The organism is Streptomyces sp. NPDC048441, assembly GCF_043200235.1.
Classification (GTDB): Bacteria; Actinomycetota; Actinomycetes; order Streptomycetales; family Streptomycetaceae; genus Streptomyces.
In genome coordinates, this window is the sequence record NZ_JBICXM010000010.1 from 267,158 (window position 1) to 290,230 (window position 23,073).

15 protein-coding genes are annotated in these 23,073 nt (G+C 68.8%); 9 read left to right on the top strand and 6 right to left on the bottom strand.

The annotated features are described in order from the left end of the window. Positions 1-28 precede the first annotated feature (28 nt). Positions 29-1,987: a P-loop ATPase, Sll1717 family gene (locus tag ACGFSB_RS25305; protein WP_393403425.1), complete on the bottom strand. Its 1,959-nt coding sequence runs from the start codon at positions 1,985-1,987 to the stop codon at positions 29-31. Positions 1,988-2,489: 502 nt separating this feature from the next. On the opposite strand from ACGFSB_RS25305, the gene ACGFSB_RS25310 reads away from it, so the two are divergent. From ACGFSB_RS25310 to ACGFSB_RS25320, 3 genes are all read left to right on the top strand, one after another. Then, entirely contained in the window at positions 2,490-3,353 is an 864-nt protein-coding gene (locus ACGFSB_RS25310) for a calcium-binding protein (RefSeq protein ID WP_393403427.1), read from the top strand. Between the two features lie 211 nt (positions 3,354-3,564). Next, on the top strand, positions 3,565-5,583 hold the full coding sequence (locus tag ACGFSB_RS25315) for a transglycosylase domain-containing protein (protein ID WP_393403429.1): 2,019 nt from the start codon (positions 3,565-3,567) through the stop codon (positions 5,581-5,583). Positions 5,584-5,611: 28 nt separating this feature from the next. Beyond that, positions 5,612-6,247, top strand: a complete 636-nt coding sequence (locus tag ACGFSB_RS25320; protein ID WP_393403432.1) for a hypothetical protein — start codon at positions 5,612-5,614, stop codon at positions 6,245-6,247. On the opposite strand, the gene ACGFSB_RS25325 is transcribed toward ACGFSB_RS25320, so the two are convergent. Both ACGFSB_RS25325 and ACGFSB_RS25330 read right to left on the bottom strand, forming a co-directional pair. Then, entirely contained in the window at positions 6,244-8,106 is a 1,863-nt protein-coding gene (locus ACGFSB_RS25325; protein WP_393403435.1) for a glycosyltransferase family 87 protein, read from the bottom strand. The two genes, ACGFSB_RS25320 and ACGFSB_RS25325, sit on opposite strands and share 4 nt — an antisense overlap. Positions 8,107-8,340: 234 nt before the next feature. Further along, a complete protein-coding gene (locus ACGFSB_RS25330; RefSeq protein WP_393403438.1) occupies positions 8,341-10,446 on the bottom strand; it encodes a D-alanyl-D-alanine carboxypeptidase in 2,106 nt (701 codons plus the stop codon). A gap of 674 nt (positions 10,447-11,120) precedes the next feature. Here ACGFSB_RS25330 and ACGFSB_RS25335 point away from each other — a divergent pair. From ACGFSB_RS25335 to ACGFSB_RS25345, 3 genes are all read left to right on the top strand, one after another. Continuing rightward, positions 11,121-11,903: a GPP34 family phosphoprotein gene (locus tag ACGFSB_RS25335; protein WP_393403441.1), complete on the top strand. Its 783-nt coding sequence runs from the start codon at positions 11,121-11,123 to the stop codon at positions 11,901-11,903. A gap of 372 nt (positions 11,904-12,275) precedes the next feature. After that, on the top strand, positions 12,276-13,133 hold the full coding sequence (locus tag ACGFSB_RS25340; RefSeq protein ID WP_393403443.1) for a helix-turn-helix domain-containing protein: 858 nt from the start codon (positions 12,276-12,278) through the stop codon (positions 13,131-13,133). 219 nt (positions 13,134-13,352) lie between these two features. Then, entirely contained in the window at positions 13,353-13,562 is a 210-nt protein-coding gene (locus ACGFSB_RS25345) for a DUF397 domain-containing protein (protein ID WP_393403445.1), read from the top strand. 190 nt (positions 13,563-13,752) lie between these two features. Here the strand turns inward: ACGFSB_RS25345 and ACGFSB_RS25350 are convergent, their stop codons facing one another. Beyond that, the gene (locus ACGFSB_RS25350) at positions 13,753-14,640 is read right to left on the bottom strand and encodes a hypothetical protein (RefSeq protein ID WP_393403447.1); all 888 of its coding nucleotides are present in this window, start codon (positions 14,638-14,640) and stop codon (positions 13,753-13,755) included. A 90-nt stretch (positions 14,641-14,730) separates the two neighbouring features. Between ACGFSB_RS25350 and ACGFSB_RS25355 the strand changes: the two genes are divergently transcribed. After that, positions 14,731-15,519 (top strand): SDR family oxidoreductase, encoded by a 789-nt coding sequence (locus tag ACGFSB_RS25355; protein WP_393403449.1) that lies wholly within the window; start codon positions 14,731-14,733, stop codon positions 15,517-15,519. A 310-nt stretch (positions 15,520-15,829) separates the two neighbouring features. Beyond that, entirely contained in the window at positions 15,830-17,416 is a 1,587-nt protein-coding gene (locus ACGFSB_RS25360) for a sodium:solute symporter family protein (protein ID WP_393403453.1), read from the top strand. An 85-nt stretch (positions 17,417-17,501) separates the two neighbouring features. Here ACGFSB_RS25360 and ACGFSB_RS25365 read toward each other — a convergent pair whose 3' ends face one another. Further along, positions 17,502-18,620: an ADP-ribosylglycohydrolase family protein gene (locus tag ACGFSB_RS25365; protein ID WP_393403455.1), complete on the bottom strand. Its 1,119-nt coding sequence runs from the start codon at positions 18,618-18,620 to the stop codon at positions 17,502-17,504. Between the two features lie 360 nt (positions 18,621-18,980). Here ACGFSB_RS25365 and ACGFSB_RS25370 point away from each other — a divergent pair, with 360 nt between their 5' ends. After that, positions 18,981-20,387: an FG-GAP-like repeat-containing protein gene (locus ACGFSB_RS25370; protein WP_393403458.1), complete on the top strand. Its 1,407-nt coding sequence runs from the start codon at positions 18,981-18,983 to the stop codon at positions 20,385-20,387. Positions 20,388-20,433: 46 nt separating this feature from the next. Here the strand turns inward: ACGFSB_RS25370 and ACGFSB_RS25375 are convergent, their stop codons facing one another. Continuing rightward, positions 20,434-23,070 (bottom strand): bifunctional FO biosynthesis protein CofGH, encoded by a 2,637-nt coding sequence (locus ACGFSB_RS25375; RefSeq protein ID WP_393403461.1) that lies wholly within the window; start codon positions 23,068-23,070, stop codon positions 20,434-20,436. Positions 23,071-23,073: the final 3 nt, after the last annotated feature.

Below are 23,073 nucleotides of genomic sequence, written 5' to 3' on the forward strand. Positions count from 1 at the left end.
GCTTCAGTATCCGTCGCGACCGAGCGGTTCAGGTACCCGCCGAGTCGCCCGAACTCCCATATGAGCCGCCCGCCAATCGGCGCAGGCCCCGGACCACTTCCTCGATGCGATGAGCGACGTCCTCGGCGCCCACCGCGCGCCCCGCGCCGACCGCGCCATCGAGGCCGCTGTCCAGCAGTTGCCCTGCAAGGCCGGTGAAGTAATGGGCGACTGTGAGGAGATGATCGTCGACGTCGACGAACCGTCCTGCCGTGACCATGCCGTTGACGTCGCGCAGCACACGTTCCACCTGCTCGGTGATCTCGTTCCTGACCTCGTGTGTCACCCCCGTCGCTCGGCCGACCTGGTCCAGAATGGAGTGACACGATCGGATGAGTTCACGTAGCAGTCGGACGTCACGGGTGACCGCTGTGGTGCCCGAAGCCGCGGGGCTGATGTTGCCCGTGACGATGCGGGTGCCCGCCGACAACGGCTCGTAAGGCCGCAGGTCGATCGCGCTGGTCGCCCCGAGCGCCTCGCGAAAGCACGGGTGGACGTGGAATTCCATCTCGTGCGGCTGCACCGGGAGGCCGTCGCCGCCGGCGAACACCACGTCGTTCCCCCGCCGCACTCCGAGGAATCCCACGCCGTACATGGCATCGATGACCCCTGCGGGGGTCAGCGCGTCGACGTACGCGGGGAACAGCCGGTGGAGCGTCTCGGCCGCTGCCTCGAAACGGGCACCGAGAGCGGCCCGCGTCACCACGTATCCGGTGTTCTGGAACAGCGGAAAGAGCCGCTTGAGGAAAGGATGCGCGACCAGATACTCCATGGCCAGGTCGTTGAGCTTCCAGTCGGAGAACTGCTGGTTCGCCAGGAGGACGTCCTCCTCCGTGATCCGGTCCCGGCCGTTCAACAGCCAGGCCCTTTCCTGACACAGGTTGAGAAACTGGATGGCGTCCCGGGGCCGTGGCAGACAACGGCTGAAGAGGTACTTCGCGGTCTCCTCGCCCCGCACGGTCTCCGGGAAGATCTCCTGCCACAGCTCCTCCGCGCTCAGTGCCTCGCCGACGGATGCCCTCGCACGAGCCAGGGCGAGGTCCCGCAGGGACTGTTCCGTCCAGACGATGCGAAGTTCGTCACCGTGGAACTTGTCCCCCTCCCCGAACGACAGCGAGTCGTAGATGTCGGAGCGCAGAAACAGGAGCGGCCGTACGGCTCCCCCGTAGAGGCCGGCGGCATGTTTCGCCGCCAGCAGCAGTCCGATCACCATCGAGTTGCTGTCGGATTCCGCGGACCACACCTGCTCCAGCTGATCGACCATCAGCAGCAGCGGTCCATGCGTGCCGTCGCAGCTCAGATCGGCGAGGGCCCTCGCCACTCCCTGCTCGACGACATCCAACTGCCGGACAGCCCGTGCCCCTTCCGATGCGGGCTGAGCCAGGTCCACGCCCGCCTTGACTCCGAACGCCTCCAGGGAGAGGGACGTCTGGAGGCCCCTCGCTCCTTGCGCCAGCCGAGCTCCCAGCTGCCCACCGGACAGTGCGGACTGTCCGGACTGCCCTGACAGTCCGGACAGTTCGTCGTTCTGCTTCAGAAAGCGGGCCAGTGCCTTGATCGAGCCGGGCTTGCCGCCGTGCTCGTCCTTGGCGTGCGCCATCAGGTGGCGGGCTGTGTGCACGGCGAATACGTACCGCCAGATCAGTGCCTTCGCCGAGTCGCCCGGCAGCCCCTGCAGCTCGAACCGGCGGAGTTCCTCCCCCGCCGTCTCGTCGGGGGTGACGAGAACCCTCCGGTGAGGGTGCGGGCCGTCCGCCATCAACTGCATACAGATGGCGCTCTTCCCGGACCCTTTGCGCCCGATGATCAGCATCTTCCGCCCGGTCACCGCACCGCGGTACGCCGCTGTGGGCAGGAATGCCCCGCGCAACAGGAGCCCATCGGTCACGTCCCGTTCTGCGTCCTCGCGCCCGAAGTACAGCTCCGCGAGCAGCGGCCCGTCAGCCATTCCCGTCAGCCATTCCCGTCCCCCCGATGTCATCCTGTCGCTCCGCACGGGTCTGCAGGGCACACCGTAGCCGTTTGGGCCTGCCGCGGGCTCGGAACTCCCTTCGCGTACGCGCTAATTGGGTACCACGACCGTCACGGTCGTCACGGGCGTCAACACCCGTCCGTGAGGACCGACGACGGTCGCCATGGGCAACGCGCCACTACGGCACGGCGCTGGAATCCACTGCCCGGCCCGCCCTCATGAATTTCAGCCGAATAGCACCTTACGAGGAATTGTCTAACGGCGGATGAGCGGTCAACCCATCGCCGGTCAGAAGGTGTTGGCGACGCCGCTGCCAGGAATTCCGGAAGTACGCCGACGCACCCCCTTCTGAATCCGACCACAACCAACCCCGAACCCCGGCAGTCATACCTAGTTGCAAGGACCACATACGCATCGTGGAGGTTATGCAATGCCCTCTCGACTCATTAGCCGCCGGGTTTTCCGTACTGCGGCGGCGGTGACGCTCGCTCTCGGTGCCGGGGCTGCCGCTCCGTTCCTCATGGCCGGTACCGCCGGTGCCGCCACCGCGTCGGCCACCGCCGCGTTCAGTCCTACCGATCACGCGATCCTCTACACCGCAGCCTCCGGCCAGACCAACAGGGCGGCCGTCACCGCGTCGATATCCACCGGGTCCGAAAAGATCACCTACGTGATCGATGACGCCGTTCCCGTCAGCGCGGGAGACGGCTGCTCCTACCCCGACGCCGCCGACCGCACCAAGGTCTCCTGCACGGTCGCCACCCTGGAGAGCCAGGACCCTTACGCCACCTTGAAGTTGGTCCTCGGCGACGGCGACGACACCTTCGCCTACGACAACGCCACCGACCAGACCTACTACTTCGCCTCGGCGGACCTGGGCGGCGGCAAGGACACCGCGACCCAGACCGGCGGCGTCGACGGCAACAACGTCCTGGGAGGGGCGGGCGACGACAATCTCTCCGTGGGGGAGACCGGGGTCGTGCTCGGCGGTGACGGCAAGGACACGATCCACGCCGCCGCCGGCAGCATCGCGCAGGGCGGCATCGGCAACGACACCATCTACTCGGACGGCGACGACAGCTCCGTCGACGGCGGGGCGGGCGACGACGTGATCCGGGGCGGCGCCGAGAGGCAGAACCTGTCCGGCGAAGACGGCAACGACACCATCTACGGCGGCGCCGGCGACGACTTCATGTACGGCGGCAAGGGCAACGACATCCTGTACGGCAACAGCGGCAACGACACGGTCTACGGGAACAGCGGCGACGACAAGCTGTACGGCGGCTCCGGCACGGACACCCTCTCCGGCGGCCCCGGCACCGACACCGTCCACCAGGACTGACACGCAACACCCCCTGGACAGGAACAGACCAGGAAAAGACCAGGACCAGACCAGGGACCCAGCAGGACCCAGCAGGGACCCAGCAGGGACCCAGCAGGACCAGAGTACGAAGCCCTCTCGGAGTCGAGCTTGCTCCGAGGGGGCCCTCTGTTACGACCCCCTAATACGCCCCCGGCCAACCGCCGCCCCCGTCACCGCCCTCTCCCCCACCATGGGGACACACACTCAAGGGAAGCCGGCGCGCAAGCCCAGGAACCCACGCGCCCGGAAGGCCAGCGCAGCCGCAGCCCGCAAGCCACGCCGCCGCCTCGTCGACTACCCCCGCCACGGCAGACAAGGCCTCCGGCGCTGGCTCCCCTCCTGGCGGCAGTGGAGCGGCTCCCTCACGCTCGTCCTCACCGCCCTCACCTGCCTCTTCGCCCTCGTGTACGCCTCCGTCGACATCCCCGACGAGAACGCCACCGCCCAGCGCGAGGCCAACGTCTACTACTGGGCCGACGGCACCCAGATGGTGAGCACCGGTGAGGTGAACCGGCAGAACGTACGGCTCTCGGAGATTCCCGATGCCGTCGAGCACGCCGTCATCGCCGCCGAGAACGACACCTTCTACAGCGACTCCGGCGTCTCGCCCAAGGGCCTCGCCCGCGCCGCGGTCAACATGGTCCGCGGCCAGGAGACCCAGGGCGGCTCCACCATCACCCAGCAGTACGTGAAGAACACCTACCTCTCCCAGGACCAGACGGTCACGCGGAAGGTCAAGGAGTTCGTCATCGCGCTGAAGGTGGACCGGAAGAAGAGCAAGCGCGAGATCCTCCAGGGATATCTCAACACCAGTTGGTTCGGGCGTGGCGCCTATGGGATCGAAGCCGCCGCACACGCCTATTACGGGATTCCGGCAAGGAAGTTGAATCCCAGCCAAGGGGCCGCTCTCGCAGCCCTGCTGAAAGGCGCGGAGCAGTACGACCCCAGCGTGAGTGCCAACAATCACCGGCGCTCGTACGCCCGTTGGAAGTGGATTCTCGACCGGCAGGTCAAGGCGGGGCTCATGGACCAGCACGAACGCGCGAAGTACCGCGCATTCCCCGAACCCCACAAGCAGTCCCGGACCACCAGCCTCAGCGGGCAGACCGGATATCTCGTCGACGTCGCGAACAAGTACGTCAAGCAGCACACCTCCCTCACCGACAAGGACCTCGCCCACGGCGGCTACAAGATCCACACCACCTTCGACAAGGACAAGGTGCGGCAGCTGGAGAGCGCCGTCGGGCGCGTGCGCGACATCGATCCGAAGAAGCGCGCCGCCGACAAGGGTGTGCAGGTGGGCGCCGCCTCCGTACGTCCGCGCGACGGCGCCATCGTCGCCCTGTACGGCGGAGCCGACGCCACCGAGCACTTCACCAACAACGCCGACACGTCCGGCGTCCCCGTCGGATCCGCCTTCAAGCCCTTCGTCCTTGCCTCCGCCCTGGAGAACGGGATCCGCACGAAGTCCGTACGCGGCACACGGTGGCAGCCCGCTTCGTCCGCGAGCTTCTACGCCGACGACGGCATCCTGCGGGGCACGGGCGCCGCCGCTCCCGCCGATGTCGCCCCTCACACCGAGGTCGCCGCGGGCCGCCCGGGAAGCACCGCGCACCCCACCCTGGGCCAGGCCATGGCGAAGGGCGGCAACGCCACCTACGTACGCCTCGGCAAAGACGTCGGATGGGAGCGGGTCCGGCGCACCGCCGTCTCCTCCGGGCTGCTCGAAGGGAGCATGGCCCGCCTGGACGAGACCTTTCCCATCGGTACGTCGACCCCGAGCGCGATCCGCATGGCCGCCGCCTACGGCACCTTCACCAACCGCGGCCTCCGCCACGACCCTTACTCGGTGACCAAAGTCGTCAAGGACGACAAGAACATCGGCGGCCTCGCACGGCCCGGTTCGCGCCGCGCGATGGACCCGGACGTGGCCGACGAGGTCGCCGGCGCCATGCGCGGCGTCGGCAAGTCCGCCGGTCTCTCCGCCGCCGCCGGTCGCACCGGCGACCAGGACCGCCTCAGGTCGGCGTGGTTCACCGGAGCCGCCGACCAGTTGTCGACCGCCGTGACGCTGTTCCGCACCGGTCCGGGCCAGCCGCAGCTGCTGCCCCTGTCGGGGGTGGGCGGGAAGCACTCACGGCACGGGAACGAGTTCCCCGTCCGGATCTGGCGGGATTACATGAACTCCGGCGCGGGGAACGGTAGTTAAAGCTCCCCCAGGCTGTCATCGTGCCGAGATGTATCCCTACGGGCCACCGCCCGGCCCGCCGCCGCGCATCGACACGCGGCAACTGCGCCCGCGGCGGCGGTGGTTCGTCGTCGCGGGAGTGATCGCGGCGGTGTGCGTGGGCATCGGCATCGCCAGCTTCGTCCTGACGCTGACCTCCGCGGTGGACTCCGTGGACGACGGCAAGGCGTTCACGAGCGGGCAGTCCGTCACGCTGCGGATCGGGCCCGACGACGACGCCGCCATCTACGTACACGGCCCGTTCGTCACCCGCGCGCACTGCGAGATCGCCTCCGGGCCCCCCGACTCCGCGCCGCGCGTGACCACGCCCGACAGCAGTTTCACCGTGACCAGGGGCAGCGTCGAGTGGGAGCGGGTGTTCGTCATCAAGACGGACACGGCCGCCGACTACCGCGTCCTGTGCGACGACCCACGCGGTGCCCTCACCTTCGCCCCCGGCGACGACGCCGACTTCGCGTCCTTCGTCGGCGGCATCCTCGTCACCGTCGTCGTCCCGCTCGTCGGCCTCCTGGCCGCCACCGGCGTCGCGATCATCGTCGGAGTACGCCGCGGCAGACACCGCCGGTGGCTCGAGGCACAGGCCTATTACGGCTACCGAGGTCCGCCCGCCCGCAACAGCCGCTAGCGCCCGCTCTCCCGCAGTTCCTCCGGGCACGGCGTGCCGCGCGGCAGTTGGTAGGGCGCGCCGAGGCGGTAGACGCCGGGGCCCGGGGCGATCAGCTCCGTCCACTCGTCGCCCTCCGCGTCCTCCTTGGCCTCCATCAGGCAGCCGTTGAGGTTGTCGAAACGCTTGGGGATGTTCTCGTCGTTCTCCCGCAGGCGCTTGGACTCCTCGGTCTCCTTCGGCCGCTCGACGCCCTTGCCGTCCGCGTCGACGATGCTGAGCCACGGCGAGTACGGGACGCGGATCAGGACGCGGCCCGCCTTCTTCACCTCGATCGTCATCCCGCCCGCCTCGGCCCGGTCGACGACCGCGGGCGGATCGGCGAGCTGGGTCGGGTCGGTGACCTCGTACAGCTGCCAGTTGGAGTCCACCCATACCTGCTTCAGATACGGCATACCCTTCTCGATCAGCTGGGCCTCGCGCTTGCCGCCGTCGCCGTCGGGCTCCCCGTTGGGCAGGACCACGTAATGCACGGACCAGCGCTGGAGCCACTCGTGGTAGTTCGCCGAGTTGAGGGTGTCGTCGTAGAAGAGGGGGTTGCGCTCCATGTCCGCCTGGCGGTTCCAGCCGCGGGCGAGGTTCACGTACGGGGCGAGCGCGGAGGCCTCGCGGTGGCTCCGGGCCGGGACCACCTCGACGCGGCCCTTCTCGGCGCCCACCTCCTGCAATTCGTTCACCAGCGGCGCGAGCTCGCGCGTCCAGGAGGCCTGGGGCGTCGTGTGGATTATGTCGTCGACCGCCTTGAAACCGACCCAGCCGACGAAGCCGACGAGCGCCACGACGATCACGTACCACTTGCGGGTCTTCGGCACGGCGAACGGCAGCGCGGCGAGCAGCGCGACGGCCGCGAAAGACATCGCGAGGCGGGTGATGTTGGAGCCGATCTGCGAGCTGATCAGCCAGACGCCGAGCACGAAGGCCGCGTACACGGCGGTGGTGATCCGCACGGTCTTCCACTGCTTCGGTACGACGTAGAAGACGAATCCGGAGTAGAGCAGCGGCAGCGAGGCCGACCCGAACGACATCGGCTGCGTACCGGAGAACGGGAAAGCCCACGCGGAGATGCCCACGACGACCGCGGGCGCGATCCCGAGCGCGTACGCCCCGGGGTAGCGCTTGCTGAGGAACAGTGCGACGGCGACCATGCCCACGAAGAGGCCCGCCACCGGGCTGCCCATGGTCGCGAGCGCGGCGAACGGCGCCGCCACCAGCGCCTTCGCCCACCGCTTGTAGCGCCAGCGATAGGGCCAGCAGAAGACTGCGGCGACCGCCATCAGCGCGAACATCTGGCCGAGGCCGTACGTCACGCGGCCCGACACCGCGTTGCAGAACAGCGCGAAGACACCCGCGAACGCGGGCCCCAGCGGCTGCTTCACCACACGGCTGCGGACCAGGATCATCGTGAGCATCGCCGCGGAGATCGTTCCGGCGATCATCATCGTGGTCCGGACGCCGAGCACCGACATCAGATACGGCGAGACGACGCTGTACGACACCGGGTGCATCCCGCCGTACCAGGCGAGGTTGTACGCGGAGTCGGGGTGCCGTCCGACGAACTCGGCCCAGGCGTCCTGCGCGGCGAGGTCGCCGCCGCTGTTGGCGAAGATGAAGAACCACAGGATGTGCAGGACGGCCGCGGTGACGGTGGTGATGGTCACGGGGTGCCGCAGGAACCGCATCCACTTGGATTCCTGTTCGGGTGCGACAGGGTCGGCGCGGCGCTGGGCGGGCAGCTTTATTCGCGCACCGGTGCGGGTGCCGCCACCGGTGCCGGAATCAGGTTCGGCGTCGTCGGCTCGCGTCGGCTCCGCTGTGGCCACTTGCGGCACTCCCCGTGTCGTTCTGTCCGTCCGTCCGGGGTAGCGCCAGGGGGTCCGTCCCGGAACACCCTGTCGCTCTGGACCCGGCGTACTGCCCCCCGAGCTTGTGACGCTAGCACGCACGGCGCGGAGGGAGCCGGGGGCGGGGCTCCCTCCACGCGGGTTCAGCCGACTGTCGGCCGACTGTCGGCTGACTGCCTGTCGTACGTGCTGTTGTACGTGCTGTCGTACGCCTCAGCCGACGCGCTGCAGCTTTGCGCCGAAGCCCGGTTCTGTGAGGTCCTTCTGTAGTGCCACGGGCACCTCGACGGCGCCCTCCTTGCCGTCGCCGACGCTCAGTACGCCGACCTTGGTTCCGGCCTTCGCCGAGTGAGGGATGGTTTCGCCACCGTCCTCGCCGAGCTTCAGCTTCACCGTCAGGCCCGGCCAGCCCGCCGCGGTGACGTCCTTGGTGGCGACGACCGGGGTCGTACCGCCGAGACCGTCGTCGACCTCGCCGACCACATCGCCCTTCTTCACGATCGTCTTGGCGGTGAGGGCGCCCTGCCCGGCCTCGATGAGCTTGCGGGTGACCCCGGTGACCTCGTCGATGTTGGCCGTGCCGTTCTGCCCGTACTGGCCGAGGGCAGCACCGATGATCGTGCGGGTCTCGCCGCCGATCTTCTTCTCCGCGGCGAAGAGGATGTTGCCGCCCGCCGCGGTGGTGGTGCCGGTCTTGATGCCGATGGCGACCGTCGGGACGAGCCCGAAGAAGTTGTTCTGCTTGTCGCCGTTGAGGTCCTTGTAGCTCGGCTGGCGGGAGATCTCGTTGAAGACCGGGTTCTCCATCGCGGCCCGGCCCAGCTTCACCAGGTCCGCGGCGGTCGAGACGGTCGTCTTGTCGAGGCCGCTCGGGTCCGTGTAGTGGGTGTCCTTCATGCCGAGTTCCTTGGCCGTCTTGTTCATCTTCGCGACGAACTCGTCCTCGGAATCGCTCTTGGTGTCCCAGCGGGCGAGCAGCTTGGCGATGTTGTTCGCGGACGGCAGCATCACCGCTTGCAGCGCCTCGTACTCCCTGATCTTCTGCCCCTCGGTCACCTTGACGACCGACTCGTTCTCCGCCTTGCCCGTCTCGTAGTGCTTCTGCGCCGCGGCGTCGACCGGGATGTTCGGGCCGTCGTCGCCACCCTTCTTCAGCGGATGGTCACGCAGGATGAGGTAGACCGTCATGACCTTGGCGATGCTGGCGATCGGCACGGGCTTCTGCTTGCCCGACGTACCGAACGAGCCGATGCCGTTGACGTCCATCGCGGCCTGTCCCTGGCCCGGCCACGGCATGGACGGCTTGCCCCCCTCGAAGGAGGCGGTCTCCTGGGCGGTGAGCGTCAGGGTGGGCGTCGGCAGCGGACGCACAGCCTGTACGACCGCAAAGACGATCACTAGGAGCAGCACCAGCGGCGTCCAGACCTTGACCCGCCGCACAGTGGTGCGGACCCGGGTCTCTGGCGGCGGCGGGGTGTTGGTCAGCTCGGCGAGCAGGTCCAGCGGCGGCCTGGGGGGAAGGGGCTGCTGGGTGGTGCGTTCTGGTCCTACGCTGCCCGGCTTTTCGGGCGTAGGCGCCTTGTCGGGCGTGGGCGCCTTGGCCGGGGGGAGCGGGGTGCTGCTGACGCTGCCGCTGCTGGAGGGCGCGTTGTCCAGGGGCTTGAGTGCTACGAACTTGCTGGTGCGCTCGGCTTCGGCCTCGGACTTTGCGGCGGGCTTTGCTTCCGGCTTTGCTTCCGGCTTTGCTTCCGGCTTTGCTTCCGGCTTCGCGGGGGTCTTGCCTTCGGCCTTCTTGGCCGGGGGCTTGTGGTCGCCCAGCTTGAGCATGGTGGTCGGCTGGTCGACGGCCTTGGGGGGCAGCGCCTTGAAGACGGCGGTCGCCTGGTCCACGCCGCCGGTGCCGGTGCCGGTGGGCGATGCGGGGGTCTTGTCATCGGCGTCGGCGGGCTCCGGGCCATCGGAGTCCTCGGAGTCCTCCGAGGTGTCGCTCTCGGCGTCAGCGGTGGCGCTCTCCTCGTCGGCGTCGTCATCAGCGACGTCCGCCTCAGGCTCCGCATCGCTGTCGGAGTCGGGTGCCTCGGCCTCGACATCAGCCTCAGCATCGCTGCCGGAGCCGACCTCGGCGTCAGCCGCGTCGGAGGAGCTCTCCTCGTCGGCGTCGTCATCAGCGACGTCCGCCTCAGGCTCCGCATCGCTGTCGGAGTCGGGTGTCTCGGCCTCGACATCAGCCTCAGCATCGCTGCCGGAGTCGACCTCGGCGTCAGCCGCGTCGGAGGAGCTGTCCTCGTCAGCGGTGTCCGCCTCAGCATCGGACGACACGGCATCGTCGGAGGCAGCCGCAGGCTCAGCCTCAGCCTCAGCCTCAGACCCAACCCCAGGCTCAGCCTCGGGCTCAGACCCTTCCTCCGACCCCTCAGGGGCCTCCTCCGCCGTGGCCACCCATGCCGCCACCGCGGCACGCAGCCGCGCGTCGCCGTTCCCCTCGGCAGCCTCAGAGGGTTCAGAGGGTTCAGAGGCCGCGGACGCTTCGGACGCTTCGGGAGCTTCAGAGCCCTCCGAGGTCTCGTCCTCGCCCTCCCCGCCGTCCACCGCGCCCCGCGTCGAGAAGACCGCCGTCGCCTGGTCCTCCCGCGCCGCGGGAACCTCGCGGGCCACCGCTAGCCGCGGGTCCACCCGCGAGTCGCGTTCCTCCGGCGCCGGCACAGGCGGTTCTGCCTCAGTCGGTTTCCCCGACGACTTCCGCTGCTTCGACCTGTCGGGGGTCTCGCCCGCCACCGATGCCTCCTCGTACGCCATGCCGCTCGCGTTGCCGTTGCGCCAAACATGGCCGGACCCGCTGTCCGAACCATGTACCAGTGTCCTGTGTGAGGGCTTAACCCCCGTGGTAGACGAGAACGACATACCTACTGGTTCCCGTACTTACCGGTCACGCACTCTCGACAGACCAATGTGAGAGGGGTCACCCTGTCATTCATCCACGCGGGGAGGCATGGATGGGCAAGAGCCGCAGAACGATTCCGGAGGAGCTTCTGTTGCTCGCTTTGGACCCGACCACGGGTACCACAGCGCAGCCGCAGTCGCTCGACCTCGGTCTGGCCGGAGCACAGCTAGTGGAGCTGGCGCTGGCCGGACGTATAGCCCCTGACGGGGATCGTATCGCCGTGGTGATGCCACGGCCGACCGGAGATCCGACTCTGGACTCCGCACTGGAACTGCTGCGCAGGCGCGGCAGCCCGGTTCGGGCGGTCCACTGGATTGGCGGGCCCCGACTGGGGCTGCGCCAGATTTACCTCGCGCACCTGGAGCGGTGCGGCATGGTTCATGCCGTATCGGGCCAGATGTGCGGAGTGCTGCCGACGACTCGCTACCAAGCGACGGACACGGCAATCAGCCGGGACATCAGGTCCCGACTGGACAGTGCGATCCGCACCGGCGTACCTCCGGACCCGCGGACCGCGGCGCTCGCCGCCCTCGCTCACGCAGTGGGACTCGGCAAGCACCTGTACCCCGGCAACGAGGGGCGTTCATCGCGCTCCCGTCTCCGGGACCTGATCAGGCACGACCCGATGGGCGGCCTCGTGGCGCACGCCGTGATGGACGTCCAGAACGGTGTGGCCGCTCAGCCACGCCGCAGCCCGGCCCCAGCGGGTCCGGGTGGACCGGGTGGTCCTGGCGGACCGAGCGGTGGCCGACAACCGGCCAGGACCGCACCGGAACCCGGCAGGGTTCCGATGCAGCCGCACCGCGGATCCATGGCACGTGCCGTGGCCCACTGAGTCCAGTCGGAACGAACAAGTCATAACCAGCACAACTCACAACGCACAACGCACCGCCCGCCGCTGGCCGGCAACAGCAAACGCCGCACCGCAGTCCCCCAGACCCGGTTCGGGAGCCGCTGGGCCGCGCGGGGCACTGGCACCGGACCGTCCGGACGACGACACCGGTACCTCCGCCCCGCGCGGCCGCATCAACCCGGCGCCGCACAGCCGGACCGCACCCCCACAGAGCAGTCCTCACGTCCGCCTTCGCATCGCGTTTCACTTCGCACTTCACATCGGCTGTTTCCCAGCGGTGCGCGACGCGTTGGTGGCACTCTGCTGAACAGCAGATACGTAAAGTAGAGGCATGTAGCCGGAGGTGCACGTCCCGTGGCGTCCAATGTCAATCCCACTGTCAGGCGACGCCGGTTGGGCCAGGAGCTGCGCAGGCTCCGAGAGCTCAAGGGCATGACGGCCGAGGAAGTCGCCGAGCGCCTGCTGGTCTCGCAGTCGAAGATCAGCCGCCTCGAGAACGGCCGCCGCTCCATCAGTCAGCGCGACGTACGCGATCTGTGCGGGGTCTACGAGGTGGAGGACCACCGGATCGTCGACTCGCTCATGCAAATGGCCAAGGACTCCCGCCAGCAGGGCTGGTGGCACTCCTTCGGCGACATCCCGTACAGCGTCTACATCGGTCTGGAGACGGACGCCGCGTCCCTGCGCGTGTACGACCCGCAGGTCGTCCCCGGCCTGCTCCAGACCCGTCCGTACGCGGAAGCCCTGATCACCGGCGCGCTCCCGGAGACCACGCCGACCGACATCGAGAAGCGCGTCCAGGTCCGCCTGCGCCGCCAGGAGCGCATCGTCGCGCCGGAGAATCCGCTGCGCCTGTGGACCGTCCTCGACGAGTCCGCGCTGCGTCGCGTGGTCGGCTCGCGGCATCTGATGCGCGACCAGCTCGAGCATCTCGTGGAGCAGTCCCAACTGCCGCACGTGACCGTTCAGGTGATCCCCTTCGAGATGGGCGCACACCCCGGCCTCAACGGTCAGTACGCGATTCTCGAGTTTCCGGACGCGGCGGACTCCAGCGTCGTCTATATCGAGGGGGTCACGAGCGATCTCTATCTGGAGAAGGCGAACGACGTCCAGCAGTACAGCGTGATGTATGAGCATCTTCGGGCACAGGCCCTGAATGTGGATCAATCACGCCAACTCATCGCGGACATCGCGAAAGAGTACGCGCGCTAGGACGTATGCCTGCCCCCCCGGGCGCGAAGGTGCCGCACGGTACACCTATCCCGCATCGGGGCGGAAGGCCCTCCTGGAATATGCCATCCGGTCGAGTGAACGCTCTCTTCACTCAGCGATGTTGGCGAGTAGCGTCATTCACGCCAACGAGCAACATCGGTTGGCGCAGCCGCTCTTGTGCGGTGACCGTACTCACCAACTGGGCAAACCGGAGTGACCATGGCAATTCATCAGGGTGTGACACATACGTGGATCAAATCCTCGTATTCCACGGGGAACGGCGCGTGCGTAGAGGTCAAGTCACCGATCTCCGCGGCGATTTCGGTCCGCGACTCGAAGGTCGTCGAGGGCCCCGTCCTCGCCTTCCCCGCCGCTTCGTGGCGCGCGTTCGTATCCGAGGTCGGCCGGGAGACTTCACTCCTCGACTGATACGCGCCACATCACAGGAGCACCACAGGAAGCACCGCAGGATCAGTGAGAGATCAACAACCGCATACGCACCACCGATTGAGCCCTCTCGACTGGCCCGCCGTCCCGGCCGAGGGGGCTCGGCTTCGCCCCACGGAATACACCACTGCATACACCGCTGCATACACCGCTGACGGAATACACCACTGCGCTACCGCAGCTGATCCACGTACGTATCCGTCCCCGGCACCGTGGGAATGAACGGCGCCACCAGCTCCACCCGCCCGAGCCCGGACTCCGCCACCGCCTCGGTGCGCGCGGCGAAGTGCTCCTGCCAGCACTCCCGCGGGTCGGCTTGCAGGAACCAGAGCAGCGTCAGCCGCGTGTCGACGCCCTCGACCTGCTTCACGTACGTCATCCGGTCCCCCGGCAGCGGAGTGGGCCGGAAGATCGTCACCATCGCGGCCGGCGACCCCGCGAGGGCTCGCGGCAGCTGCTCGGCCCGCAGCGACTCCAGCAACTCCGCTCGCTGCTCCCCCGATTCGGCGTCGATGACTTCGAGGACCAGGCCCTGGTAGGGATGGTCGAGCGCGTGGAAGTCGCGTGGCCCCGCCGCGCCGTCCCGGTAGACGGTGGCCTCGTGGTCCTGGAAGGCCGTGAACACGTGCGTGCGGTCCTGGTAGACGCGGCCATCACGGTTGAGGCGCTTGTTGATGCCGACGGTCCACTTCATGTGCTCGTCGTAGCGGCCTTCGGTGACCCAGTACGTGGAGAGGTAGCAGCCCGCGGTCACCGGCTGGGCGACGGCTGACTTCTCGGGCCCGCGCAGGAGTTGGAGCTCCCGCGGTGCGACCCAGCGGCGGCCCGCGTACATCCAGGGCATCGCCATCGCGCCGGCGTAGTAGTGGTCGTCCTCGTACCAGCGGTTGTACGCGTACTCGTGGCCCGGATGCGGCTCGACCATGGTGATCAGGGCGTGCCCCGGGTGCACGCCGTAGGGCCCGACGGCAGCAAGATCGCCGTACACCTCACTGCGGGTGCTTTCGCGCGTGCTCTCGCGGCTGCCGTCGCCCGTGCTCTCGCGGTTGTCGTCGCTCACGCCTCTCCCCCTCCTCCCTCTTCCTTCCTCCGGTGGACGCCCATACTCTGACGCCCCGTCAGCAAAACTGCCAGAGCCGGGAGGCGTTCCATGCCGTCGCTCCTCGAAGGAAAGACCGTCGTCGTGTCGGGGGTCGGCGCGGGCCTCGGCCATCAGGTGGCGGCCGCTGTCGTACGTGACGGGGGACGCGCGGTGCTCGGCGCGCGCACGGAGGCGAACCTCGCCAAGTCGGCCGCCGAGATCGACCCCGATGGCACGCGGACGGCGTACCGCGCCACCGACATCACCGACGAGGCCCAGTGCGAAGCCCTTGCGGCCCTGGCGCGCGAGCGATTCGGCGGGATCGACGCGGTGGTCCATGTGGCCGCCTGGGACAGCTACTTCGGAGGCGTGCAGGACGCGGACTTCGCGACCTGGCAGCAGGTGATCGACGTGAACCTCCTCGGCACGCTCCGGATGACCCGGGCCTGCCTGCCCGCGCTCAAGGAGCGGGGCGGTTCGGTGGTGTTCATCGGCACGCAGTCGGCCATCGCATCACCCTCCCAGGTGCGACAGGCGGCGTACGCGGCGTCGAAGGGCGCGCTGACCTCGGCGATGTACTCCCTCGCCCACGAGGTCGGCCCGGACCGGATCCGGGTCAACACGGTCCTCCCCGGCTGGATGTGGGGCCCGCCTGTCGAGGCATACGTCCAGTTCACCGCGCACACCGAGAAGGTGCCGGAGGAGGAGGTACGCGATCGCCTCGCGGCGCGGATGGCGCTGCCCGAGCTCGCCACGGACGGGGACGTGGCGGACGCGGCGGTGTTCCTGGCTTCGGACCGGGCGCGGGCGATCACGGGGCAGTCGCTGCTGGTGAACGCGGGGGAGCTGATGCGGTAGGCGTGGTCGGCGGCAAGTTGGCGCCGGAACGGACAACGGCTGTACGGGACTTGCACCTTAGTCCCGTACAGCCGTTTTTGTGTGCTTTCCGGGCCCCGGCCGTCGATCGTTCGGGATCAAGGATGTGAACAGAGGTCAGTAAACAGAACGATTTTACTTCCTCTTGACCTCACGGGCGGTTGTCCGCGACGCACCCCCGAACCCACCATGAGCGGGCACTTCAAGGCCGCCCACGTCCCGTATGTCACGAAACTGGCGAAGTGCACGGCATTTCTGCGCAGTTCACAAGGCGGACCCCTGGAGGGGGCACATGAACAGTCTCGACTGGGCCGTGCTCATCGGCTACTTCGGCGTGATGGTCGCGATCGGCGTCTGGTCCCACAAGCGGGTGGACAACGTCAGCGACTTCTTCACCGCGGGCGGCAAGATGCCCTGGTGGCTGTCCGGCATCTCGCACCACATGTCCGGCTACAGCGCGGTGATGTTCACCGGGTACGCGGGCATCGCGTACACCTACGGCGTCACGTCCTTCATCACCTGGTCGTTCCCGATCGCGCTCGGCATCGCCATCGGCTCGAAGCTCTTCGCGCCCCGCATCAACCGGCTGCGGTCACGGCTGCACGTGGCATCGCCGCTCGAATACCTGAAGAACCGCTACAACCTGAAGACGCAGCAGGCCCTCGCCTGGTCCGGAATGCTCCTGAAGATCGTGGACGTGGCCGCCAAGTGGGCCGCCATCTCCACCCTGCTCTCCGTCTTCACCGGCATCTCGATCAACCAGGGCATCCTGATCACCGGCGTGATCACCGCCATCTACTGCACCATCGGCGGTCTGTGGGCCGACGCGCTCACCGAGCTCGGGCAGTTCATCATCCAGCTCCTGGCCGGTGTGGCGATGTTCATCGCCGTGGTGGCCAAACTGGGCGACCACGGCGGCTTCTTCGGGGTCTGGGACGAGCCGGAACTGGCAGGCCACGGGAAACCGCTCGTCGGCCCGTACGGAACGATCTTCCTGCTCGCCTTCCTCTTCATCAAGCTCTTCGAGTACAACGGCGGGATGCTCAACCAGGCCCAGCGCTACATGGCCACGACAAGCCCCCGCGATGCCGCGCGCTCGGCCCGGCTCTCGGCGATCCTGTGGCTGGTGTGGCCGGTCGTCCTCTTCTTCCCCATGTGGATGTCCCCGCTCCTGGTGAACGCGCAGAAGCCCGACGGCTCCGACTCGTACGCCCTGATGACCGAACAGCTGCTGCCACACGGCCTGTTGGGCCTCGTCATCGTCGGCTTCTTCTCGCACACGATGGCCATGTGCTCGTCCGACGCGAACGCGATCGCCGCGGTCTTCACCCGGGACGTGGCACCGGTGGTGTCCAAGGCGGCCAGGGGCTGGAACGACCGCAAGGGCCTGATCGCCGCACGCCTGACGACGGTGATCTTCCTCGGCCTCTCCATGGCGGTGGCCACGCAGGTCAACTCCCCCGCGTTCAAGGACATCATCACGGTCGTCATCAAGTGGGTGGCGGGTCTGATGGGCCCGATCGCGATCCCGATGATGCTGGGTCTGCTGCGTACGTTCCGGAAATCCGGGCCGACCGCCGCGCTGACCAGCTGGTCGATGGGTCTGCTCGCCTTCTGGCTGGTCAACTACCCGATCAACTGGAACGTCGAGGGCGGGGTGCCCCTGGAGTACCAGGTCTCGATCCCGCTGGCGGTCTCGCTGATCCTGTACATCGCGGTCGGTTACATCAAGCCGGAGGACACTCCGGAGCGGGACGCGATCATCGAGAAGATCAACACCGATGACGACGGCTCCGCCGGGGGTGCGGTGGCCGTACCCGGCCCGGCAGAGGGGCAGGACGAGGTGCTTGGCTCGGCCCCCCAGCGACCGCTGCCGTAAAACATCACCGGCTTCGCCGAGTTCGTCCTCAAACGCCGGACAGGCTGGATATTTCCAGCCTGTCCGGCGTCTGTTGCGACTACGACTACGCCCGCGGATACCTCGCCAGCCACCCCGGCGACGACACCGCGGGACCGTGCAGCGCGGGACCCTGCGTCATCTCCATCGCGAAGTCGTCCGCGAGCTCAAGGATCGTGGCCCGCCCCTCCAGCTCGGTGAGCCACCCCGGAGGCAGCGCGGTCTCCCCGTGCAGGGCGCCGAGCAGGGCCCCGCAGAGCGCACCGCACGCGGCGGACGCGCCGCCGTGATTGACGGCGAGCCGGAGGCCGTGCCGGATGTCCTCCCCCACGAGGGCGCAGTACACGGCCCCGGCGAGCACTCCCTCGGCGGAACCCTCCCCCACCAGCTCCTCCACGCGGGAGGGCGCGGGCATTCCCTGCCGGACAGCCCCGAGCGCGTGCTTCAACGCATCGCTGACGGGCTGATGTCCGGGTCGCGCCGCGAGCAGGGCGAGCGCCCGCTGAATGGCACCGTCGAGGGATTCCCCACGGGCGAGACCGTGCACGAGGACGGTGTGCGCACCGGCGGCGAGATAGGCGGACGGATGCCCGTGGGTCTGTACCGCGCACTCGACGGCCAGCTGGAGCACGAGCTGCGGCTCCCAGCCGACCAGGAGACCGAACGGAGCGGACCTGGTCAAGGCCTCGGCTCCCCGCTCCTCGGGGTTCCTGGGGGCGTCAAGCGTCCCCATATTCTGGTCGCCGAGCCCCACCAGGCAGGCCCGAGCGGGCGAGCGCCGCGAGTACAACCACTCCTCGCGCGCGAGCCACCCGTCCTCCTTGCGCCGCTCGTCGGGCCCCCAGTCGCTCTGGGTGGCCGCCCAGCGCCGATAGGCGCGGTGCAGATCGGTGGGCGGATGCCAGGCCCCGGTGTCGCGCCGCACCTGGGCGCGTATAAGTCCGTCGACGGTGAAGAGGGTGAGCTGAGTGGATGCGGTGACAGCACCGCGCCGCCCGTGCGCGGGAGCGGGCTCGGTGAGACCTTCGGCGCCGTGTTCCTCGCGTATCGCGTCGAGGCTCAGCTCGTCGACGGGCGCGCCGAGCGCGTCGCCGACGGCGGCCCCGAGGAGCGTGCCGCGGACCCGGCTGCGGAAGTCCTGCTGCTCGGCGCGGCCCCAGACTCCGGTAGCTGCTGCGGTGCTCACGGCACCTCCTCTCCTGGCTCTCCCCACGCATGTCTGCGCACGTCTGCGCAGCACTGTAATCGACCGGGAACGGTCGGTTCGGAGGCGGCGAGATATCTGAGGAGTCACCCTTTGAGACCACTTTTGACCGGCCTTCACCAGGCCTCTACTGCCTCTACTGCCTCTACTCCGTCTACTGCGTCTACTGCCTCTACTGCGTCGGAATCGCCCCCAGCCCCCGCATCCGGCCCGCTGACGGGAAACGGCAGACTCCGTAACGGAAATGTCCGGGCGCCGTAACGATGAACCTGCGGTGTACAACCACTTGCCCAAGGCGCCTGTCTCCTCTTGTGTCACAGAAGTTTCCCCACAGGAGGACAAGTGCGTCGCTCACTCATAGCCGCCGTCGCGGTGACCGCGCTCGCGACCCCGTTCGCTGTCGTGGCCGCCACGGCAGGCTCCGCCACCGCGGCACCCGTCGCCGCGAGCAAGCCCGTGACCGACTTCAACCATGACGGATACGCCGACCTCGCCGTCTCCGCGTCCCGCGGTGCCGTCGACGGCACGGTCGGCGCGGGCTACGTCTCCATCGTGTACGGATCGGCGTCCGGCGCCGACACCGCGCACGCCAAGCAGATCAACGCCAACACCGCCGGCGTGCCCGGCGCCCCCGAGGAGAACGCCGGCTTCGGTGCGTCCACCGAGGCCGGCGACTTCGACGGCGACGGATACACCGACCTCGCCGTGAACAACGGCTCCTCCGACGCGGTGCTCTGGGGTTCCGCGGACGGCCTGACCCAGGGCTCCGAGTTGACGGGCAAGTACGTGCAGGCCCTGAAGGCCGGCGACTTCAACGGGGACGGCAAGGCCGACCTCGTCGCCAACTCCATGTCCAAGATGGAGGTGCGCTACGGCCCGTTCACCCGCGACGGGAAGCCCGCCTCCACCTCGTCCGTCGAGAACGGCGACGACGGCCCCCAGGACCTCATGGTCGGCGACGTGACCGGCGACGGCGCCGACGACCTCGTCACGGGCCACGCCATGGAGGAGATGCAGCACTCCTCGCGCCTGTGGAAGGGCAGCAAGGACGGCCTCTCCAAGACGTCGACGCCGACCAAGAAGTTCACGACGAACGGCGTCATCGCCGACGTGAACAAGGACGGGTACGGCGACCTCGTGGCCCACGAGGTCGACGAGGTGTCCGAGACTCAGGTGTACGACGCGGGCGCGATCCGGGTCATCTACGGCTCCGCCTCCGGCTTCTCCACCCGCACCGCGAAGATCGACCAGGACACCGCGGGCGTCCCCGGCGCCAGCGAGGCGGCGGAGATCAACGGGCCCGAGCGGGGCGACCAGTTCGGCTACTCCCTGTCCGCGGGCGACGTCACCGGTGACGGCTACTCGGACATCGTTGTCGGCGTGCCCGGCGAGAACCTCGGCAACGTCGCGGACACCGGTGCGATCGTGCTGCTCAAGGGCGGCGCGAACGGCCTGACCGGCACCGGCGCCCAGGCCTTCAACCAGGACACGGCAGCCGTCCCCGGCGTCTCGGAGAAGGGCGACAACTTCGGTGAGTCGGTCCAGCTCACCGACGTGAACAAGGACGGCCGCGCCGACCTGACCGTGGGTGTGCCCCAGGAAGACGGCACGACCAAGGACTCCGGCGCCGCCTGGCTGTTCCGTGGCACCGGGACGGGCCTGACGACGACCGGCATCACGTCGTTCAGCCCGTCCTCCCTCGGCACCCCGGAGGCAGGGGCCCGCTTCGGCGAGGACATCACCGGCTGACCCCTCCTCCCCTCCTCCACCAGAGGCCGCAGGCCCCCGAAGGCCTCTAGTCGAGAACCGGGAGCAGCTCCGGGAGGTGGCCGTCCGAAGCGGCGGCCACCTCCTGGCGTTCCAGCGGCACCTCTCCGTACAGCGTCGTCCGCGGTTTCGCCGGGCGCCCCGCCTCCTCCGCGATCGCGATGAGGTCCTTGACCGAGCGGTACGAGCCGTAACTGGAGCCCGCCATCCGGGAGATGGTCTCCTCCATGAGCGTGCCGCCCAGGTCGTTCGCGCCCGAGCACAGCATCTCCGCCGCACCCTCCGTGCCCAGCTTCACCCAGCTCGTCTGGATGTTCGGGATGTGGGGGTGGAGGAGGAGGCGGGCCATCGCCACCACCGCGCGGTTGTCGCGGGTCGTCGGTCCTGGGCGTGCGATGCCCGCCAGGTACACCGGCGCGTTCGTGTGGATGAACGGGAGTGTGACGAACTCCGTGAAGCCCTCGACTCCCTTGGACAGCGCGTCCTGCTGCATCGCTGCCAGCGTGCGGAAGTGGCCCAGCCAGTGCCTGGGCTGGTCCACATGCCCGTACATCATCGTCGAGGACGAGCGGATGCCCAGCTCGTGGGCCGTCCTGACCACCTCGATCCATGTCGCCGTCGGCAGCTTGCCCTTCGTCAGGACCCAGCGCACCTCGTCGTCGAGGATCTCCGCCGCCGTGCCGGGGATCGAATCCAGGCCCGCCTCCTTCGCGGCGCTGAGCCAGTCCCGTATCGAAAGGCCGGTCCGCGTCGCGCCGTTCACCACCTCCATCGGCGAGAAGGCGTGCACATGCATACCGGGCACGCGCTCCTTCACCGCACGCGCGATGTCGAAGTACGCGCTGCCGGGCAGGTCCGGGTGGATGCCGCCCTGCATACACACCTCGGTGGCACCGACCTCCCACGCCTGAGCCGCCCGGTCCGCGACCTGGTCCAGGGAGAGGGTGTAGGCGTCCGCGTCGGTCCTGCGCTGGGCGAAGGCGCAGAAGCGGCAGCCGGTGTAGCAGACGTTCGTGAAGTTGATGTTCCGCGTGACGATGTACGTGACGTCGTCGCCGACCATCGACTTGCGTACGTCGTCCGCGATGCCGCACAGCGCGTCCAGCGCGGGCCCGTCCGCGTGCAGCAGGGCCAGCGCCTCCGCGTCCGTCAGGCGCGTCGGGTCGTCGGCCGCGGTCGCGAGGGCCGCCCGGACGTCACCGTCGACCCGGGACGGCACCATGCCGGGCGCGGCCTGCTCCCGCAGGGCCTCCCAGTCGCCGTACACCTCGTCGAAGTCGTCCCGGCGGTCCGATGTGCGGCCCGTCGTGTCGATCGTGCGGTGCAGGTCCGTGCGGCCGGAGGACGAAGCCACGTAGCCCTCGTCCGGCTCCTGCCAGGGCAGTCCGCTCGGGCGTGCGTCCTCGTTCGCCAGGCCCGTCTCCGGGTCGACGAGCGCGCGCACGTGCGGGAGCAGGCGCGGGTCGAGCCAGGGTTCGCCCCGCTCGATGAACTCCGGGTAGATCGTGAGCCGTTCGCGGAGCGTGAAGCCCGCGTCGGCGGTCCTGGCGGCCAGCTCGTCGATGTGCGGCCAGGGGCGCTCGGGGTTCACGTGATCGGGGGTGAGCGGGGATACGCCTCCCCAGTCGTCGATGCCCGCGCCGATCAGGAGGGCGTACTCGGCGTCCACCAGGTTCGGTGGGGCCTGGATGCGTGCGCTCGGGCCGAGGATGTGCCGGGCCACCGCGATGCACGCGGCGAGTTCCTCCAGCTCGGCGTCCGGCATACCGCGCATGGCCGTGTCCGGCTTGGCGCGGAAGTTCTGGACGATGACTTCCTGGATGCCGTGGTACGAACGCTGGGTCGACCGGAGGCGGAAGAGTGCGTCCGCCCGCTCCTCGTACGTCTCGCCGATTCCGATCAGGACGCCGGTGGTGAAGGGGACGTTCGAACGCCCCGCGTCCTCAAGGACCCGCAGTCTGACGGCGGGCTCCTTGTCGGGCGAACCGTGGTGCGGACCGCCCGGCTCGCTCCACAGCCGCGTCGCCGTCGTCTCCAGCATCATGCCCATGGAGGGCGCTACGGGCTTGAGGCGTTGCAGGTCGGTCCACGTCATGACACCCGGGTTGAGGTGCGGGAGCAGGCCCGTCTCCTCCAGGACGCGGATCGCCATCGCGCGGACGTACGCGAGGGTGTCGTCGTACCCCTCCGCCTCCAGCCACTCCCGCGCCTCGGGCCAGCGGTCCTCCGGCCGGTCGCCGAGCGTGAACAGGGCTTCCTTGCAGCCCATTTCGGCCCCGCGCCGCGCGATGTCGACGACCTCGTCGGGCGACAGGAACATCCCGTGCCCCTCGCGCCGCAGCTTGCCGGGGACGGTCACGAAGGTGCAGTAGTGGCACTTGTCGCGGCACAGCCGCGTCAGCGGGATGAAGACCTTCTTCGAGTACGTGATGACGCCGGGCCGCCCCACGGCCGCGAGCCCCGCATCACGCACCCGCGCCGCCGAAGCGGCGACATCCTTGAGGTCGTCGCCGCGCGCCTGGAGCAGCACGGCGGCCTCGGCGGTGTCGAGCGCGACGCCGTCCCTGGCGCGTTTGAGGGCGCGGCGCATGGCGTTGGCGGTGGGTCGGGCCGGCGCGGGGGCCGACTCCTGATGGCCTGGGTCCTGCGGCGCGCTGTTGGTCATGAC